The sequence below is a fragment of the Chromobacterium sinusclupearum genome (genome assembly GCF_002902845.1).
Classification (GTDB): Bacteria; Pseudomonadota; Gammaproteobacteria; order Burkholderiales; family Chromobacteriaceae; genus Chromobacterium; species Chromobacterium sinusclupearum.
Genome location: NZ_PPTF01000107.1, coordinates 39,326 through 57,162, shown reverse-complemented (window position 1 = coordinate 57,162; position 17,837 = coordinate 39,326). Strand labels below are relative to the sequence as shown.

Genomic DNA, 17,837 nt, shown 5'->3' with positions numbered 1-17,837 from the left:
TAGGCGTGGGCACGCCCTTGATCAGGCAGTTATCGTTTCTTCGCCGTGAGCGAAGCGGCGCAAATCGTCTCCGGCCAGCCGGTAGCGTATCCATTCGGCCTGCGGCTTGGCGCCTATGGACTGGTAGAAGTCTATCGCCGGCTGGTTCCAGTCCAGCACGCTCCATTCGAAGCGTCCGCAATCGTGTTCGCAAGCCAATTGCGCCAAGTATTTCAATAGCGCTTTGCCTGCGCCTGCGCCGCGCATTTCCGGCGTGATGTACAGGTCTTCCAGATACAGTCCGTTCTTGCCCAGCCAAGTGGAATAGCTGAAGAAGTACACGGCAAAGCCGGCCAGTACGCCGTCAACATGACACATCAGCGCTTGGGCCTTGGCTTTAGGGCCGAACAGCGAGGCCTCGATGTCGGCGACGCTGGCCACCATTTCACGCTCGGCGCGCTCGTAGATGGCCAGTTCGGTGATGAAACGATGGATGTCGGCCGAATCCTGCGGCCGGGCGGCGGTGATGCGGATGTTCAAGGCGGGCTCCCTAGTCAGTTGAGCAGTATGGCATGAAAAAAGCCGCGCACTCCATGCGGAATACGCGGCCTGGTATGACATTGTGTTTAACCAGCCAGCCAACTGCCCGGGTGGGCTTCCAGCCAGGTTTTGATGTTCTTGGCGTCGTGCACCCGCGCGGAGCTGGCGCCGGCATCGAGCAGCACGATGATCAGCGGCTGAGAACCGACGGTGGCCTGCAGCACCATGCAGCGGCCGGCTTCCTGGATGTAGCCGGTCTTTTGCACCGCGATGTCCCAGTCGCCTTCGCGCACCAGGGCATTGCTGTTCTTGTAGCGCAGCACGCGGTTGCGCGCCGAAACGATCTGGTGTTGCTCGGTGGTGGTGAATTCGCGGATCAGCGGGTAGTCGTCGGCGGCTTTGACCATCTTGGCCAGATCGGCGGCGGTGGAGGTGTTGCGCACATCAAGGCCGGTCGGATCGTGGAAGATGGTTTCGGTCATGCCCAGGCTGCGCGCCTTGCGGTTCATCCGCTCCACGAAGGCGGCGGTGCCGCCGGGGAAGGTGGTGCGCGCCAGCGTGGCGGCGGCGCGGTTTTCCGACGACATCAGCGCCAACAGCAGCATTTCCTTGCGGCTGAGCGTGGTGCCGACGGCCAGGCGCGAGGTGGTGTGCTTGACGCGGTCTATCTCCGCATTGGATACCGTCACCTGCTCGTCCAGCGGCGCCCCGGAATCGAGCAGCACCATCGCCGTCATCAGCTTGCTGATCGACGCGATCGGCATCCTTTGATGAGTGTTCTTTTCGTAAAGGGTTTCACCTGTGCTGCCGTTGATGACCAGCACCGAACGGGAATTGAGCCGGGGGGCGCTGTAGCCGGACATCTCGCTGGCTACCATCACGCCGTGCGGCGGAGCCGCCATTACCGGCATGGCCAGAGCCGCCGATACCAGCAGACTTGCGATTTTCTTGATCATGCGTCACTCCGCTTATGTGAGCTTATTTTGGAGGAAACAGGACGATATCCCGAGGGCATTGGTTGCCAAATGTCGCCAAGATGACGGCATCTTGCAAGCGGGCTGCCCGCAGGGTCCTGTCTGCATTTTAAACAATGTTGTCGTGCTGTGTAGGGCAAAAAAGCAATTCCGCAGTGTGTTCCGGCCGGGGCGTTGCCGGTCTTCTTCCGCAGGAGGTGTGAACCGCTCCGGACAAGCGTAAAATCATCGGCTTCGCCACCCGATCCGCCCCTCTTGCCATGCTGCTAACCTTTCCCGACAGTCCATTTCAACTGAACCAGCCGTTTGCGCCGGCCGGCGACCAGCCCGCCGCCATCGCCCAACTGGTGGAGGGGTTGTCCGACGGCCTGTCCTACCAGACCCTGCTGGGGGTGACCGGTTCCGGCAAGACTTACACCATGGCCAACGTCATCGCCCAGACCGGGCGGCCGGCCATCATCATGGCGCACAACAAGACGCTGGCGGCGCAGTTGTACAGCGAGATGCGCGAATTCTTCCCGCACAACGCGGTGGAGTATTTCGTCTCCTATTACGACTACTACCAGCCGGAAGCCTACGTGCCCAGCCGCGACCTGTTCATCGAGAAAGACTCCAGCATCAACGAGCACATCGAGCAGATGCGGCTGTCGGCCACCAAGTCGATATTGGAACGGCCTGACTGCATCATCGTGGCGACGGTGTCGGCGATTTACGGTATCGGCGATCCGTCCGACTACCATCAGATGATCCTGCATCTGAAGGAAGGCGAGACCACGCCGCAGCGCGAGATGATCAGCCGGCTCACCACCATGCAGTACAGCCGCAACGATATCGACTTCGGCCGCGGCACCTTCCGCGTGCGCGGCGACGTGATCGACATCTATCCGGCGGAAAGCAGCGATACCGCCCTGCGCGTCAGCCTGTTCGACGACGAGGTGGAAACGCTGACGCTGTTCGATCCCTTGACCGGCGTCACCAAGCAGCGCGTCGGCCGCTTCACGGTGTTTCCGTCCAGCCACTACGTGACGCCGCGCGACACCGTGCTGCGGGCCTGCGAGCAAATCAAGGAGGAGCTGCGCCACCGCATCGAGTGGTATCAGAAAGAGGGCAAGCTGGTGGAGGCGCAGCGCATCGAGCAGCGCACCCGCTTCGACCTGGAAATGCTGTATGAGATGGGCTTCTGCAAGGGCATCGAAAACTATTCGCGCCATTTCTCCGGCCGCGGCCCCGGCGATCCGCCGCCGACGCTGATCGACTACCTGCCCAAGAACGCGCTGATGTTCATCGACGAGAGCCACGTCACCGTGCCGCAGGTGGGGGCGATGTACAAGGGCGACGCGGCGCGCAAGGCCAATCTGGTGGAATATGGCTTCCGCCTGCCCTCGGCTGCGGACAACCGGCCGCTGAAGTTCCATGAGTTCGAGCAGCTGATGCCGCAGACCATCTTCGTCTCCGCCACGCCGGCGGTTTACGAGAAGGAGCATGCCGGCCAAGTGGTGGAGCAGGTGGTGCGGCCGACCGGCCTAGTGGACCCGGAAATCGAGATCCGTCCGGTGGCGACGCAAGTGGATGATCTGCTGTCCGAAATCCGCTTGCGCATGGAGCGCGGCGAGCGCGTGCTGGTCACCACGCTGACCAAGCGCATGGCCGAGCAATTGGCCGATTACTACACCGAGCACGGCATCAAGGTGCGCTATCTGCATAGCGACATCGACACCGTCGAACGGGTGGAAATCATCCGCGACCTGCGGCTCGGCATGTTCGACGTGCTGATCGGCATCAACCTGCTGCGGGAAGGCCTGGACATCCCGGAGGTGAGCCTGGTGGCCATCTTGGACGCTGACAAGGAGGGCTTCCTGCGCAGCGAGCGCAGCCTGATCCAGACCATAGGCCGCGCCGCGCGCAACCTGCACGGAAGGGCATTGCTGTACGCGGATCGCATCACCGACTCCATGAAGCGGGCGATGGACGAGACCGAGCGCCGCCGCGCCAAGCAGATGGCCTTCAACGCCGAGCACGGCATCACGCCCAAGGGTGTGGAGAAGAGGGTGAAGGACATCATCGATGGCGTCTACAGCGTCGAGGCCGAGCGCAAGAAGCTGGTGGACGAGGCCAAGGTGGCGATGATGGACGAGAAGACGCTGGCCAAGGAGATCAAGCGGCTGGAGAAGGACATGCTGGAGGCGGCGCGCAATCTGGAGTTCGAAAAGGCCGCGCGCATCCGCGACGAATTGAAGGAATTGAAGGAAAAAGCCTGGCTCAGCGATCTGTAAGCGTCTGGATGCCGCAACCGATGCCCCGCGCCGGAATGACGCGGGGTATTTTTTTAAGTCGTTTCCAGCAATTCCTGCGGCAGGGTGGCCAGCTCCGCGCGGAAGAAACTGCGCTCATTGCGGCGCAGCTCGGGCAGCAAGGCCAGCAGCCGCGCGGCGTTGCCGCAGGCGGCGCGGCTCAGTCCCTGTTCCTGCGCCTGGAACCATAGCGTTTCCAGCAACAGATTCGCCAGTTGCAGCGGCGCCAGCGGCAGCCGGCCCTGATCATGCTCTTCCAGCGTCAATTCCGCCAAGGCCGACCAGTTGCCATAACCCTTGGCTGGCGAGAATGGACAAGGACTGAGCTTCAGCGCCTTGCCTAACTGGGACGGCGGAAAGGGGCGGTTGGACTGGAAGGCCGCCAACGAGGGGTGGATGTCGCCAGCGCAGTTGCCGCGGGCGACGCGCAGCAAAAAAATGGTGTTCCAGGCCGAGCCATTGCCGCCGCCAAAACGGTCGCAAATCCACTCCGACAAGCCCAGCCAGCGTATCGCCTGGCGCTGCATCGCCTCCGCCGGCAGCGCGCGCTCGCCGTCGATCAGCCGCTGCCGCCAGAACAGCCACAGGCACCAGCCGATATTGGCCGCCACATGCTGGGCGGAGTCTATCGAGTCGGCTTCGTAGGCGGCCTCCAACGCGCCGGCCAAGGCTTGCAGCGCGGCCTGCGCCCGCTGGGGCTGATTGTCGCTCAGCGCCGCCTGCTTGTGCAGCAGCGCGCTCAGGTTCAGGCATTCGAAACGGACCCGCGGGTTGTAGCGGAACACCGGCTGCAGCTCGGGAGAGGCGTGCAGCTGGGCCAGGCTGGCTTCTGCCGCCGCGGTCTCGCCGCGCGCATAGCCGTCCCAGGCCTCGGCGATGCGCGCCATCGCGGCGAAGGTGGGTTGGGCATTGGCGAAACGGCTTCCCGCCAGGGCGCGGCCCAGCCGTTTCAGCGCCACCCGGCTATCGTCCATTTGCGCGCTGCGGCGCCAGGCCAGGCTTTCCTTCATCAAGGCCAGCGCCTGCTGGAAATCGTTGTGCGCGCATGCGCTGGCGGCATGAAAGGCGGCGGCGGTCTGGCGTCCCGACTGCCGGCCCTGGCCATCGCGCTCGTCCCGGATCGCCTGCGTTAGCCGGCTCCAGTAATCAAGATCCTGCATCAGCTCGGCCAGCGGGTCGTCCGCGCCGGCTGTCGAAGCGGCGTGCAATCCCAGAAACTGCTCCAGCGCCTCGCGTCCGGCCGCTTGCCCTTGCAGTGTGAAACGCAGCCGTTGCAGCGTGCTTGCCGGCAGCCAGAACGGGCCGCGGCTGCGCCCGGCAGGATTCAGCAGCGCCACAGCCACGCGCCCCGGCGGCCCCCAGCCCACTTCCACCCCCCAGCGGGCAAAGTCGGCGAAGGCGCGCGATACCAGCATGCGCAATCCGCGCGTGGCCGGAAAGCGCTGCCGCAAGGCGGCGGCCGGCAGCGGGCCATCTTCATGGACGCTGGCGTAATACAAGCGGACCAGCAGCCATAGCGACTGGAAACGGGCCGGGGCGCCGGCGGCGTGATATGGCGGACTGAGCTCGAAACAAAAATCGGCGGCGGGCGGGATCATCGCGGTTTGTGGTTACGGAAGTTACAGTTGGCGGCGTTTACCAAGCAGAACGCCGCCCCTAGAATTTTTGTCACGGACATTCGGCGGTTTTTCTTTTTAAAACAATTTATTGCCGGCATGGCAGCGCCGGTATTCGCCATTTGAACGTCTAGCAGGCGGCAAGTTCTCGCGCAGATAAGCTTCGGGACGATTTGCGGCTTAATTATCAACACTGATGGATGATGGAATGCACAAAATATTCAAGATGGGCGGTCGCCTGGCGGCATGGGCCCTGGCTTTGGTCTGGGCGGCGACGGCTGGCGCCGCGGATGGCAAGATGGCGTTGAAGCCGGTGCGCGGCGGCGTTTATGTGGCGGAAGACAGCTACTACGCGCGGGAGAATTCGGTGGTGTACATCGGCAGCGCGCATGTGACCGTGGTGGGGGCGACCTGGACGCCGGATACCGCGCGCGAGCTGGCCGAGCAGATCCGCCGCGTGACCGATAAGCCGATCACCGAGGTGATCAACACCAATTACCATACCGATCGCGCCGGCGGCAACGCTTACTGGAAGAGCATAGGCGCGCGCATCGTGTCCACCCGGCTGACGGCGGACGAGATGCGCGCCGGCTGGGACGAAGTGGTCGCCTTCACCCGCCAGGGTTTTCCCGATTATCCGGCCTTGCCGCTGGTGTTGCCGGATCAGGAGTTCCCAGGCGACTTCTCCTTGCAAAACGACCGGGTGCGCGCGTTCTATCTGGGGCCGGCCCATACCAAGGACGGCATCTTCGTCTATTTTCCGCGGGAGAAAGTGCTTTATGGCAACTGCATCCTCAAGCCGGAGCTGGGCAATATGCGCTATGCCGACTTGGCGGAATACCCCAAAACGCTGGAAAAGCTCAAGGCACTCCATCTGGATGTCGACACCGTCATCGCCGGCCACCAGGATGCCGAGCACGGTCCGGAGCTGATCGACCGCTATCTGGCGCTGCTGCACGCGGCGCAATGAAAAATCCCCGCGCAGGCGGGGAGGGCGCGATGGCTAGGCGCGGGTTCCGGCCCGCGCTGAACGCATCTGTCGGCTGCGGTAACGCTGGGCCAGCATCGCGCACACCATCAGCTGGATCTGGTGGAACAGCATCAGCGGCAGCACGATGGCCCCGATGGCATGGCCGGCGAACAGCACCTTGGCCATCGGCACGCCGCTGGCCAGGCTTTTCTTGGAACCGCAGAACAGGATGGTGATCCGGTCTTCGTGGTTGAAGCCCAGCTTGCGGCCGGGCAGCGTGGTGATCGCCAGCAGCAGCCCCAGCAACACGCCATTGACCACCAGCAGCCCCGCCAGCGCGGCTGGCGGCGTTTGCCGCCACAGGCCGCTGATCACCGCGGCGCTGAAAGCGGTGTACACCACCATCAGAATCGATCCCTGGTCCACATACTTCAGCACGGCCTTGTGCTGGTCCACCCAGCCCCCTATCCAGCGGCGGGCAATCTGGCCGGCCACAAACGGCAGCAGCAGCTGGTAGACGATGTCCAGCGCCGATCCCATGCTTTGACCGGCGCCGCCGTGATCGACGATCAACCAGCCCACCAGCAGCGGGGTGAGGAAGATGCCCAGCAGATTGGACGCGGTGGCGCTGCAGATGGCCGCCGGCACATTGCCCTGCGCCATCGAGGTGAAGGCGATGGACGATTGCACGGTGGACGGCAGCATGCACAGATACAGCACGCCCAAATACAGCTCCGGCGTCACCAGCGGGGTCAGCACCGGCTTGAGCAGCAGGCCCAGCAAGGGAAACAGGGCGAAGGTGCAGGCCAGCACCGTCAAGTGCAGCCGCCAGTGTCCGGCACCGGCCAGCACCGCTTCCCGCGACAGCTTGGCGCCGTGCAGAAAGAACAGCAGGCCGATGGCCAGGTTGGTGACGAGATTGAAAATCTGCGCAGCCTCGCCGGAGCAGGGCAGCAGACTGGCCAGCGCGACGGTGGAGATCAGCGCCAGCGTGAAAGAATCCAGCAGTTTGGGCATGTCGGTCCCACGGGGTGTAACAGCAATGTCACTATTGAAACGCAGCTCAATTCAGAATACAAATGCATTTATATGATCAATTAATTACTTTAATTTATGAATTTCACCTTGCGACAATTGCGCGTGTTCCGGACAGTCGCCGAGCAAGGCGGTTTCAGCCGCGCCGGCGATGAGCTGGGTTTGACCCAGCCTGCGGTCAGCCGCGCGGTCAGGGAGCTGGAAGAGACGCTGGCCGTGCGCCTGCTGGACCGCACCACGCGCGAAGTGGTGCTGACCGATGCCGGACGCCGCTTGCTGACCAAGCTGGCGCGCGCGCTGGACGCGCTGGACGAGGTGCTGGATGCGGCGCGCAAGGAGGGCGGGCAGGCCATGGGCACGGTCCATGTGGCCAGCAGTCCCACGCTGTCCGCCAGCCTGATGCCGGCCATCATCGCCGCCAGCCGCCAGCGCTATCCGCAGTTGAGCCTGCATCTGCAAGACCAGGTGCAGCGCCTCAATGTGGAAGCGGTAAAGAGCGGCGCGGTGGATTTTGGCCTGGTGGTGGAACCGGAGCCATCGGACGAGCTGGAACAGGAAGTGATTCTGCAGGACGATTTCTGGCTGGTGTGCCGCTCCGATCATCCCTTGGCCGCGCAAGCCGCCGCGACGTGGCGCCAACTCGATGGCGAAACGCTGGTGTTGCTGGATGGCAGCTCCGGCAGCCGGCCGTTGATCGATCAGCTGCTGCAGCGGCATGAGGTCAATTGCCCGGTGGCGCAGCAGCTGGGGCACTCAAACTCAGTTTTCCGCATGGTGGCGGCTGGTATCGGCGTCAGCGTGTCGCCGGGCCTGGCCATGCCGTTTCCAGCCGGTTGCGATCTGCTGGCGCGGCCGCTGCTGCCGCGAGAGAGTCGCCGCATCGTGCTGATACGCCGCCGCAACCGCACGCTGTCGCCGGCGGCGGAAAGCCTGTGGCGGCTGGTGCTGGAGATGCGCGCCGAATTGCAGCGGCTGGCGCGCGAGGCGAGCGGCGATAGCGCCGGCTGAAGAGGCCGCTTACTGGAACGGAAAACTTAAACGCAGATTGAAGAAGTTGCCGCCAACATCGTTGCGGGTTTGCAGGCCGAAATTATAGATCGCCATCAGTTTCAGCTTGCCGAACTGATAGCCGAGCAGCGGGCCGATGCCGTAATTGCTGGCGCGGCAGCCGCCTGCGTGTCCGCAAGCTGCGGCGCCGCTGCCGGAGTCATCTCCCAGCTGGTTTTCCTGATAGCCGCCCAGGCCCAGTGTCCAGTTGCCTATGGTCCTGGCCGCGGTGTAGTCGATGGCCAATTGCTGGCCCGACTGATAATGGGTATCCGGATTGCGGAAGTTGTAGGCATAGGTGGCATCCATGCTCAAATTCCATCCTCCATGCAGCCAACTCAAGGCTACTCCGGGTTGCAGCGTCCAGAAACCATTGGCGGCCCCAAGATAGGTGCCGCTCGGCAGCCGGCCTGGCGAGGAACTGCCATTGGGCAGATAGACCGCCAGGCTGGTTTTGAGATGCAGATTGTTGGGCAGCGTCCAAGACAATTGTCCGGGTACCAGTATGGTATTGAAGCTGCCCCAGCCGCCATTGGCGGGGATGCCGTTTCCGCTTAGCGTGGTGTAGTCGACAGGCTGGGCGATGGCGACGGCGTAGTCGGCGCCGAACACCTTGAGTCCGGTGGACCATAACACTTCCGGCAATTCGATGAGCGCCCGCACCCGTAGGCCGGTCTTGTTGCCGTTGTTGTCGTACTTGTCCACCCAGGTCCAGTAATTATTGAGTACGCCGTAAACGCCTTTGGGCGGCAGGACGCCGGCCGCTAGCCCTTCGTTGACGCCGCGCAGGTGTGGATCCCACAGTTCCTGCGCATGGATGGCTGTGATGGGCAATATCGCTGCTAGGGCAAGAACGGCGGCTTGCATTCTGGTTTGCGGTAGTTTCATTTTAAACACCTCCGACCGGTTATGCGTTGCCGCAGGCCAAGTAAGCGGCTGTAAATATGATATTCAGGTATTTTGCTGCTGAATTATAGATGCATAATTCAAAATGATTTTATTTGTTAAAATTGGAATGGCGTGATGAAGGGGTGATGACGGACACCATTGATATTCGGAGTTGAAATTTTTTGCGATGTGGTTTGATATTCTTCAGGACTCAGCGTCCTGTTGTCATGCAGGCAATTAACGAGTTTTTTAGGTGTCGGAAAAGTGGCTTAAGCCCAAGGCGAATCGACGTTATGGCCGGATGCATTGCCGCTTAAGACCCGCTAACAAAACCCCTGATCCTGCGTTGCGCCTCCTTGCCATACTATTTGTACTGTCTGCGTCGGCGCGCCTTGGCTCAGGTTCTCTAACAAGGTTTTGTTAGCGGCTCTAAGTGGGATTGGTCTCTGAATTTCATGGGTATGATTTTGTTTTAAATGGAAAAATTATCAATTTTGTTCGTCTGCCATGGCAATATCTGCCGCTCGCCTACGGCGGAGGGTGTCATGCGGGCCAAACTGGCGCAGGCTGGCCTGTTGGACAGGGTGCGGATAGACTCCGCCGGCACGCATGGCTATCACGTGGGTGAGCCGCCGGATGAACGCAGCGCGCGGGCGGCGGCGCGCCGGGGGTACGACTTGTCTGCCCTGCGTGCGCGGCAGGTAGGCGACGCCGACTTTGCCGACTTTGACCTGATCCTGGCGGCCGACAAGCGCAATCTGGCGGACTTGCGTCGCCAATGTCCGGCGCATCTCCAGGATCGCTTGCATTTGATATTGGAACCGCTGGGCGAAGGGCGGGAGGTGGCGGATCCGTATTATGGCGGCAGCCAGGGATTCGAAGCCGTGTTGGACCTGCTGGAGGCGGCCTGCGATGGCTGGCTGCGTCAACTGGCTCGGCGCGCCGATTGAATAGGACGAAGGGCTGACTGCGGCCGTCAACTGCTGCTAAGCTGACGGAAATACCTTTTCTCTTTAATAAGCCCGTGGCGGCGCTTCGCCGCAGGCGGACCATGTCGCAAGGTAAAATCATGGCCCTGACTTCGCGCGAGCGAGCGAACAAGACGCCGTTGGAGATCGTTCCCAGCCATAGCGCGGACGTGATCCTGCCGCGTCAGCCCACCAAGACGCCGCTGGCGAGCCAGACCATCGTCGTCATTGGTTCGTCCACCGGGGGCACCGAAGCCTTGCGCACCCTGTTGACCGCCTTGCCTGCCAATATGCCGCCGATTCTGGTGGCTCAGCATATGCCGGAAATGTTCACCCAGTCGTTTGCGCAGCGTCTGGATTCATTGTGCCGCTTGCGGGTGAAGGAGGCGGAAGACAATGAGCGCCTGCAGGCGGGGACGGTTTACATCGCCCCGGGGCATTCCCATCTGCTGATCAAGAACGCGCCGACAATAGGTTACAGCACCTCGCTGAACAATGGCCCGGCCGTCAATCGGCACCGGCCCTCGGTGGACGTGTTGTTTCGCTCTGCCGCCAATCTGGTGGGCAAACACGCCATAGGCATCATCCTGACCGGCATGGGGCGCGATGGCGCCAACGGCATGTTGGAGATGAAACAGGCCGGAGCCTGGAATATCGCGCAAGACGAGGCCAGTTGCGTGGTGTTTGGCATGCCGAAGGAGGCCATCGCGCTGGGCGCCGCGCATGAGGTGATGGCGCTGTCCGGCATCGCCCAGCGACTCACGGTGCTGGTGCATCAGCGCCAGCCGACGATATAGACAAACACATTGGATTCCATGAAGTATTTACCGATTTTAGTGGTCGAAGACGATGCCGACCTGCGCGAAGCCATCATCGACACCTTGATGCTGTCCGGATACCCGACCCTGGAGGCGGCGGATGGCGGCCAGGCCTTGCAGCGGCTGAAGCAGGAACCGGTAGGCTTGATCATTTCGGATGCCCAGATGGCGCCGATGGACGGCTATGCCCTGTTTGAAGAGGTGAAAAAGCATTACCCCGGCGTGCCCTTCATTCTGATGACGGCCTATGGCGTGATTGAGCGGGCCATCGAACTATTGCGAGCCGGCGCCAGCCACTATCTACTGAAGCCATTCGAGCCGCAGAGCCTGCTGGCGGAGGTGGAGAAGCATCTGCTGGCCATGCCTGGCAACGAAGGCGGCGACGTGGTGGCGGAGTCCGCCGCCATGCGCCAGCTGTTCGCCTTGGCGGGACGGGTGGCGCAAAGCGACGCCAGCGTGATGATCAGCGGTCCCAGCGGCACCGGCAAGGAAGTATTGGCGCGTTATATTCATCGCTACTCTCGGCGCGCATCCGGCCCATTTGTCGCCGTCAACTGCGCGGCGATCCCGGACAACCTGCTGGAGTCCACATTGTTCGGCCACGAGCGCGGGGCCTTTACCGGCGCGGCGCAGGCCTTGCCCGGCAAGTTCGAGCAGGCGCAGGGTGGCACCATTCTGTTGGACGAAGTCACCGAGATGCCGCTATCGCTGCAAGCCAAGCTGTTGCGGGTGCTGCAGGAGCGGGAGGTGGAGCGCATAGGCAGCACCCGCACCATCAAGCTGGACATCCGGGTGTTGGCGACGTCCAACCGCGACTTGCAGGCGGAGGTGGAGGCTGGGCGCTTCCGTGAGGACCTGTATTTTCGCTTGAATGTTTTTCCCTTGCGCATACCGGCGCTGGCCGAGCGTCCGGACGATATCCTGCCTTTGGCACGATTCCTGCTTAAAAGACATGCAGAGGCCGCAGGACGGACATCTCTGGTGTTTTCCAGGGATGCGGAACGTCATTTGACGGCCTATAGTTGGGAGGGTAACATCCGCGAACTGGATAATGTCGTGCAGCGGGCGGTAATACTTGCCGCGGGGGCGGAAATTATTGCCGCCGATTTGTTGCTGGGCGATATTACGGGCGTGGGGCAGCTTACCCGGACGGCGTCCGATTTGGACGGTTCGGTGTCGGATGAAACCGACATGAAAACCCTTGAAAAACGCCATATTCTGGAAACATTGGGAGCTGTCGGCGGCGTGAAGAAGCTGGCGGCGGAAAAACTGGGCATCAGCGAGCGCACTTTGCGCTATAAATTGCAGCGTTACCGTGATGAGGATTCCGCTGCGGCTGGCCAGGATGTTCCGGAGGGAAATGGCACGGAGTAGCCATGTCAAACAATATCGACCAGTTGCTGGGCGAACTGAAAAGCGCCGCGGCGTTAGCGGGGGGCAAGCAGCCGCAGGCTGCGCAGCAGACGCCGCAAGTCGACTTTTCCGACGTGCTCAAGTCGACGATAGACCAAGTGAATTCGGCGCAGCAGACTTCGGAGGAAATGCAGAAGCAGTTTCAGCTGGGCGACAACAAGGAAGTCAATCTGCAGGATGTGATGATGTCTTTGCAGAAAGCCAGCCTGTCGTTCCAGACCATGGTTCAGGCGCGCAATAAACTAGTCAGCGCCTATCAGGAAATCATGAATACCCAAGTCTAACGCTGTCGGATCCACAGATTGGGCGGCGGTGGACCTCAACCTAATACCACCGTATGGCTGATCTGGCAGAAGAAAACGCAACTCCTGTTTGGCGCGCTCGTTTGAATGAAGCGGGAGACCGCTTCAAGGCCTTGCCAAGCAATAAAAAAATCCTGTTTCTGACGGCGCTGGCGGCCATTTTCGCCGTCGTCGTCGGCGCTGTCGTTCTCAATCGCACCCCCTCTTACAAGGTTTTGTTTTCCAATCTGGCTGATCGCGATGGCGGTCAGATTACGGCTGCGCTGCAGCAAATGAACATTCCGTATCAGTTGGGCGAGGGCGGCGCGATCTCTGTTCCTGCGGACAAGGTCTACGACGTTAGGCTGAGACTGGCGGCGCAGGGCTTGCCCAAGGCCAGCGGCGTCGGCTTCGAGTTGATGGACAACCAGAAGTTCGGCATCAGCCAGTTCGCCGAGCAGGTCAACTATCAGCGTTCGATCGAGGGCGAGCTGGCGCGCACTATCGAGGCGATTTCCTCGGTGCAGAGCGCCCGCGTGCACATCGCTACCCCCAAACAGAGCGTATTCGTGCGGGAGCAGCAGGCGCCCACCGCCTCCGTGATGCTGGAGTTGTATCCGGGGCGCATGTTGGATGCAGGCCAGGTGGCCGGCATTCTGCACTTGGTGTCCAGCTCGGTGCCCAATCTGACCTTGAAGAACGTCACCATCGTCGATCAAGACGGCAATCTGTTGTCCAAGCAGCAGGGGGTGGATGAAAACTCCGGGCTGGATCAGCGCCAGCTGGGATTCGTGCGCCAGATCGAGGAAGGCTACGTCAAGCGCATCGAAGACATCCTGGAGCCGATATTCGGCAAGGGCAACGCGCGCGCCCAGGTGACGGCCAATGTCGATTTTTCCGAGATCGAGCAGACGTCCGAGACCTACCGTCCCAACTCCAGCCCCAACCCGTCGGCCACGCGCAGCCAGCAGATCAGCGAAAAGCTGGTCAATGGCTCCGCCCTGCCCAGCGGCGTGCCGGGCGCCTTGTCCAATCAGCCTCCATCTGCGGCGTCGGCGCCCATCACGCTGCCGCCGGGCGCCGGGCCGGGCACGGCCAATCTATCCGGCCAGAGCGTCAGCGCCAGCGGCACTTTGCAGCGCGACATCACCACCAATTACGAAGTGGACAAGACCATCCAGCACACCAAGGTGCCGACTGGCGTGGTCAAGCGGCTGTCCGCCGCTGTGGTGGTGAACTACCGGCGCATGCCGGACAAGAACGGCGAAATGAAGCCGACGCCGTTGACGGCGCAGGAAGTGCAGCAGATCAACAATCTGGTCAAAGAGGCGATGGGCTACAACGCCAGCCGCGGCGATACGCTGAATGTCGCCAACGCCGCCTTCGCCGACAATGCCCAGCCGGTTACCGTGCAGGAGCGGGTGGTCGATTATGTCACCGGCAACGGCACCAGCTTGATCAAGTATGGCTTGCTGGCGATAGCGCTGTTGTATCTGCTGTTTGGCGTGGTGCGTCCCATCATGCGCGATCTGGTCAAGCCGCCGCCGGCGCCGGGCGAAGCCGAGGGCGCTGCAGGCGCCAAAGGCGGCCGCTTGCTGGGCGTGGCGGGAGAAGAGGGCGAAGAAGGCGAGATGGCTGCCGGCATGGCTGGCAGCGGCGCGCCGGAAGATCCGCGCGAAGCGCAGCGGCGCCAGTACAGCACCAATCTGGAAGCGGTGCGCGAGATCGTGAAGTCCGATCCGCGCATGGCGGCTCAGATCATCAAGGAATGGATCAGCTCCGATGAGTGATAACGGCATTCGCAAAAGCGCCATCCTGCTGTTCAGCCTGGGGCAGGCCGAGGCGGTCGAGGTATTCAAGTACCTGGGGCCGAAAGAGGTGCAGAAGATTTCATTGGCCATGGCGGCGATCAACAACCTCAGCTATGAGCAGATCGACGACGTGGTGGAGCAATTCCGGCAGGAGTGCCAGGCCCGCGCCAGCATCGGCGCTTCCGACGAATACCTGCGCAATGTGCTGGTGGAGGCGCTGGGGCCGGACAAGGCCGCCAACCTGCTGGACAAGATCATGCAGGGCAACGATCACAGCGGCATCGAAAGCCTGAAATGGATGGACCCGTCCTCCGCCGCCGATTTGATCCGCCATGAACACCCGCAGATCATCGCCACGATTCTGGTGCACCTGGAGCCGGACTTGTCCAGCTCCATCCTGTCATTCTTCCCGGAACGCATGCGCAACGAGGTGCTGATTCGCACCGCCACCCTGGAAGGGGTGCAGCCGCAGGCGCTGCGCGAGCTGAACGACGTGCTTACCCAGCTGTTGTCCGGTTCGGACCGCATCAAGAAGAGCGCGTCCGGCGGCGTGGGGCTCACAGCCGAAATCCTCAATTTCATGGGCGGCAATGTCGAGGCCTCCGCCCTTGGCTATATCCGCGAATACGATCCGGAGCTGGCGCAACGGATTCAGGACAAGATGTTCGTGTTCGAAAACCTGCTCGATGTCGACGATCGCTCGATCCAGACCATTCTGCGCGAGGTGCAGTCCGATTCGCTGGTGATCGCCTTGAAGGGCACCAGCAACGAGCTGAAGGAAAAGATCTTCCGCAATATGTCGCAGCGCGCGGCGGAAATGTTGCGTGACGACCTGGAGTCCAAGGGGCCGGTCAAGCTGTCCGAAGTCGAGGCCGAGCAGAAGGAAATCCTCAAGGTGGTGCGCAAGCTCGCCGACGACGGCCAGATCGTGCTAGGCAGCAAGGGCGGTGATGAAGGCCTCGTCGAATAATCCCATCATTCCCGGCGAAGAGCTGGAAAGCTGGAGCAGTTGGAGTCCGGCCTCGCTGGATGGGTTTACCCAGGCGCTGTCTCCCGCCCAACTGGTGGCGATGGCGCAGATGCGCAAGCCCGGGCCCAGCCTGGCGGAGCGGATCGCCGCCAGCGAGGCCGGGTCTGCGGCGCCAGTGCCGCTGGCGGAGGCCGAGGCCATGGCCGAACAGGCTGAAATGGCCGAGGATGCGGCGCCGGAAGACGAGCCGGCCTTGAGCTACCCGACCGCGGCCGAGCTGGAAGCCATTCATCAGGAAGCCTGGCAGACCGGGCATGATGCGGGGCTGGAGGCGGGCCGCGCCGAGGGTTTCGAGCAGGGCATGCAAGCCGGGCGCGAGCAGGGCGCGGCCGAGGCGCGGGCCGAGCTGCAGCCCAGGCTGGATGAGGCCTGGCAGTCTCTGCAGTCGATGGCGGGCAGTTTTTCCGCGGAGCTGGCGCGCGTCGAGCAAGAACTGGCCCAGGATGTGCTGCGATTGGCCTGGCAACTGGCGCAGAAGCTGCTGCAGCAGCAGTTGCTGCAGGACAAGCAGGCTTTGCTGCCCTTATTGCAATCGGCCCTGGCGGACTTGCCGTCCACGCTTGCCACGGCTCGCTTGCGCGTCAATCCGGCCGATGTGGAAGTGGCGCGCGAATTCTTGCAGCAGGAAACGCCGGAGACGGCTTGGCAGTGGATAGAAGATCCGGCGATCACGCGCGGCGGATGCGTCATCGATACCGCGTCGGCGCGCTTGGACATGAGCGTCGAAACCCGCCTGGCCGCCTTGAGCCGGGCCTTAGGGCTGGAGGCGGGAGATGAGCAGCGGTCTGCTTGAGCGGCAACGCGCCTGGCTGGACGCCTGCGGCGAGGCTGCGGCCTCGGCCTCGTTGTGGCAGCCTTGCGGCAGGCTGGTGCGCGTCACCGGCATGGTGATGGAGGCGGTGGGCATCAAGCTGCCGGTGGGCAGTGCCTGCCGGGTGATGCTGGCCGACGATCAGGCGGTCGAGGCCGAGGTGGTTGGCTTTGCCGGCGACAAAGTGTTTCTGATGCCTTTGACCAATGTTCACGGCTTGCTGCCGGGCACGCCGGTGTTGCCATTGGCTTCGCATGCGCCGCCGATGTACGGGCATGCTCGCGGTGCCGCGCGCGCCGATCTCTCCGTCGGCCGCCAGGTGCCGGTCGGCCTCAGCCTGCTGGGCCGCGTGCTGGATTCTCTGGGGCGGCCGCTGGATGGCTTGGGCCCCATCCATCCCGATGCCTGGTACCCCCTTTACAGCCAACCGATCAACCCGCTGGACCGCACCCCGGTGCATGATGTGCTGGATGTCGGCGTGCGCGCCATCAACGGCCTGTTGACCGTGGGGCGGGGCCAGCGTTTGGGCTTGTTCGCCGGCTCGGGGGTCGGCAAATCGGTTCTCCTGGGCATGATGGCCCGCTTTACCAAGGCCGACGTGGTGGTGGTGGGCCTGATCGGCGAACGGGGCCGCGAGGTGAAGGACTTCATCGACAACATCCTGGGCGACGAAGGGCGCGCGCGCTCGGTGGTGGTGGCGGCGCCGGCCGACATGCCGCCCTTGATGCGGCTGCATGGCGCGGCCTACGCCACGGCGCTGGCGGAATATTTCCGCGCCCAGGGCCTGGACGTGTTGCTGCTGATGGATTCGGTCACCCGTTACGCGATGGCGCAGCGCGAGATCGCCCTGGCCATTGGCGAGCCGCCGGTGACCAAGGGCTATCCGCCGTCCGTTTTCGCCCGCTTGCCGCAATTGATCGAGCGTGCAGGCAATGGCGAGGAAGGCGGCGGTTCGATCACGGGCTTCTATACCGTGCTGTCCGAGGGCGACGATCAGCAGGATCCGATCGCCGACTCGGCGCGAGCCATCCTCGATGGCCACTTCGTGTTGTCGCGCGATTTGGCCGAGGCAGGGCATTACCCCGCCATCGACATCGAGCAATCGATCAGTCGGGTGATGGTCGACATCGTGCCGCAACAGCAAATGGACATGGCCCGCCACTTCAAACAATTGTATTCGCGCTATCGGCGCAATCGCGATCTGATCAGCGTGGGCGCCTATGTCGCCGGCTCCGATCCGGTGCTGGACGATGCGATGCGCCGCCATTTGCCCATGGTGGGTTTCCTGACCCAGCCTATGCATGAATCGCACGACTACGCCTCCTGCTGCGAGCAATTGGCGAGCGTGCTGGTCTGAGGTTGATC

The 17,837-nt window shown here is 62.5% G+C and carries 16 protein-coding genes; 11 read left to right on the top strand and 5 right to left on the bottom strand.

What is annotated here, in order from left to right:
- Positions 1–21: 21 nt before the first annotated feature.
- Complete coding sequence (locus tag C2134_RS20860; protein WP_103321963.1) at positions 22–519, bottom strand: GNAT family N-acetyltransferase; 498 nt, start codon at positions 517–519, stop codon at positions 22–24.
- Between the two features lie 86 nt (positions 520–605).
- The gene (locus C2134_RS20855) at positions 606–1,475 is read right to left on the bottom strand and encodes a serine hydrolase (protein ID WP_103321962.1); all 870 of its coding nucleotides are present in this window, start codon (positions 1,473–1,475) and stop codon (positions 606–608) included.
- A gap of 278 nt (positions 1,476–1,753) precedes the next feature.
- Between C2134_RS20855 and uvrB the strand changes: the two genes are divergently transcribed.
- A complete protein-coding gene (gene uvrB, locus C2134_RS20850; RefSeq protein WP_103321961.1) occupies positions 1,754–3,766 on the top strand; it encodes an excinuclease ABC subunit UvrB in 2,013 nt (670 codons plus the stop codon).
- 53 nt (positions 3,767–3,819) lie between these two features.
- Here the strand turns inward: uvrB and C2134_RS20845 are convergent, their stop codons facing one another.
- Positions 3,820–5,382: a hypothetical protein gene (locus tag C2134_RS20845; protein ID WP_103321960.1), complete on the bottom strand. Its 1,563-nt coding sequence runs from the start codon at positions 5,380–5,382 to the stop codon at positions 3,820–3,822.
- 226 nt (positions 5,383–5,608) lie between these two features.
- On the opposite strand from C2134_RS20845, the gene bla reads away from it, so the two are divergent.
- Positions 5,609–6,370, top strand: coding sequence for a subclass B2 metallo-beta-lactamase (bla, locus tag C2134_RS20840; protein WP_233196528.1), 762 nt, complete (start codon positions 5,609–5,611; stop codon positions 6,368–6,370).
- A gap of 33 nt (positions 6,371–6,403) precedes the next feature.
- On the opposite strand, the gene C2134_RS20835 is transcribed toward bla, so the two are convergent.
- On the bottom strand, positions 6,404–7,387 hold the full coding sequence (locus C2134_RS20835; RefSeq protein WP_103321959.1) for a bile acid:sodium symporter family protein: 984 nt from the start codon (positions 7,385–7,387) through the stop codon (positions 6,404–6,406).
- Between the two features lie 108 nt (positions 7,388–7,495).
- Here C2134_RS20835 and C2134_RS20830 point away from each other — a divergent pair, with 108 nt between their 5' ends.
- Positions 7,496–8,413, top strand: coding sequence for a LysR family transcriptional regulator (locus tag C2134_RS20830; protein ID WP_233196527.1), 918 nt, complete (start codon positions 7,496–7,498; stop codon positions 8,411–8,413).
- Positions 8,414–8,422: 9 nt separating this feature from the next.
- Here the strand turns inward: C2134_RS20830 and C2134_RS20825 are convergent, their stop codons facing one another.
- The gene (locus tag C2134_RS20825) at positions 8,423–9,340 is read right to left on the bottom strand and encodes a SphA family protein (protein ID WP_103321957.1); all 918 of its coding nucleotides are present in this window, start codon (positions 9,338–9,340) and stop codon (positions 8,423–8,425) included.
- A gap of 476 nt (positions 9,341–9,816) precedes the next feature.
- On the opposite strand from C2134_RS20825, the gene C2134_RS20820 reads away from it, so the two are divergent.
- From C2134_RS20820 to fliI, 8 genes are all read left to right on the top strand, one after another.
- A complete protein-coding gene (locus C2134_RS20820) occupies positions 9,817–10,290 on the top strand; it encodes a low molecular weight protein-tyrosine-phosphatase (RefSeq protein ID WP_103321956.1) in 474 nt (157 codons plus the stop codon).
- A gap of 119 nt (positions 10,291–10,409) precedes the next feature.
- Positions 10,410–11,105 (top strand): chemotaxis protein CheB, encoded by a 696-nt coding sequence (locus C2134_RS20815; RefSeq protein ID WP_103321995.1) that lies wholly within the window; start codon positions 10,410–10,412, stop codon positions 11,103–11,105.
- 18 nt (positions 11,106–11,123) lie between these two features.
- Positions 11,124–12,500, top strand: coding sequence for a sigma-54-dependent transcriptional regulator (locus C2134_RS20810; protein WP_103321955.1), 1,377 nt, complete (start codon positions 11,124–11,126; stop codon positions 12,498–12,500).
- A gap of 2 nt (positions 12,501–12,502) precedes the next feature.
- Complete coding sequence (gene fliE, locus C2134_RS20805; protein ID WP_103321954.1) at positions 12,503–12,823, top strand: flagellar hook-basal body complex protein FliE; 321 nt, start codon at positions 12,503–12,505, stop codon at positions 12,821–12,823.
- 167 nt (positions 12,824–12,990) lie between these two features.
- Positions 12,991–14,610, top strand: coding sequence for a flagellar basal-body MS-ring/collar protein FliF (gene fliF, locus C2134_RS20800; protein WP_233196534.1), 1,620 nt, complete (start codon positions 12,991–12,993; stop codon positions 14,608–14,610).
- Positions 14,603–15,601, top strand: coding sequence for a flagellar motor switch protein FliG (gene fliG / locus C2134_RS20795; protein ID WP_103321952.1), 999 nt, complete (start codon positions 14,603–14,605; stop codon positions 15,599–15,601). The genes fliF and fliG overlap by 8 nt, the downstream gene beginning before the upstream one ends.
- Positions 15,582–16,454: a FliH/SctL family protein gene (locus tag C2134_RS20790; protein ID WP_103321951.1), complete on the top strand. Its 873-nt coding sequence runs from the start codon at positions 15,582–15,584 to the stop codon at positions 16,452–16,454. The genes fliG and C2134_RS20790 overlap by 20 nt, the downstream gene beginning before the upstream one ends.
- Complete coding sequence (fliI, locus tag C2134_RS20785) at positions 16,435–17,829, top strand: flagellar protein export ATPase FliI (RefSeq protein WP_103321950.1); 1,395 nt, start codon at positions 16,435–16,437, stop codon at positions 17,827–17,829. The genes C2134_RS20790 and fliI overlap by 20 nt, the downstream gene beginning before the upstream one ends.
- Positions 17,830–17,837 lie beyond the last annotated feature (8 nt).

Coding starts and splice junctions, on each gene's coding strand:
- C2134_RS20855 (WP_103321962.1), bottom strand. CDS start 1,475: ATGATCAAGAAAATCGCAAGTCTGCTGGTATCGGCGGCTCTGGCCATG.
- uvrB (WP_103321961.1), top strand. CDS start 1,754: ATGCTGCTAACCTTTCCCGACAGTCCATTTCAACTGAACCAGCCGTTT.
- C2134_RS20845 (WP_103321960.1), bottom strand. CDS start 5,382: ATGATCCCGCCCGCCGCCGATTTTTGTTTCGAGCTCAGTCCGCCATAT.
- bla (WP_233196528.1), top strand. CDS start 5,609: ATGCACAAAATATTCAAGATGGGCGGTCGCCTGGCGGCATGGGCCCTG.
- C2134_RS20835 (WP_103321959.1), bottom strand. CDS start 7,387: ATGCCCAAACTGCTGGATTCTTTCACGCTGGCGCTGATCTCCACCGTC.
- C2134_RS20825 (WP_103321957.1), bottom strand. CDS start 9,340: ATGAAACTACCGCAAACCAGAATGCAAGCCGCCGTTCTTGCCCTAGCA.
- C2134_RS20820 (WP_103321956.1), top strand. CDS start 9,817: ATGGAAAAATTATCAATTTTGTTCGTCTGCCATGGCAATATCTGCCGC.
- C2134_RS20815 (WP_103321995.1), top strand. CDS start 10,410: ATGGCCCTGACTTCGCGCGAGCGAGCGAACAAGACGCCGTTGGAGATC.
- C2134_RS20810 (WP_103321955.1), top strand. CDS start 11,124: ATGAAGTATTTACCGATTTTAGTGGTCGAAGACGATGCCGACCTGCGC.
- fliE (WP_103321954.1), top strand. CDS start 12,503: ATGTCAAACAATATCGACCAGTTGCTGGGCGAACTGAAAAGCGCCGCG.
- fliG (WP_103321952.1), top strand. CDS start 14,603: ATGAGTGATAACGGCATTCGCAAAAGCGCCATCCTGCTGTTCAGCCTG.
- C2134_RS20790 (WP_103321951.1), top strand. CDS start 15,582: ATGAAGGCCTCGTCGAATAATCCCATCATTCCCGGCGAAGAGCTGGAA.
- fliI (WP_103321950.1), top strand. CDS start 16,435: ATGAGCAGCGGTCTGCTTGAGCGGCAACGCGCCTGGCTGGACGCCTGC.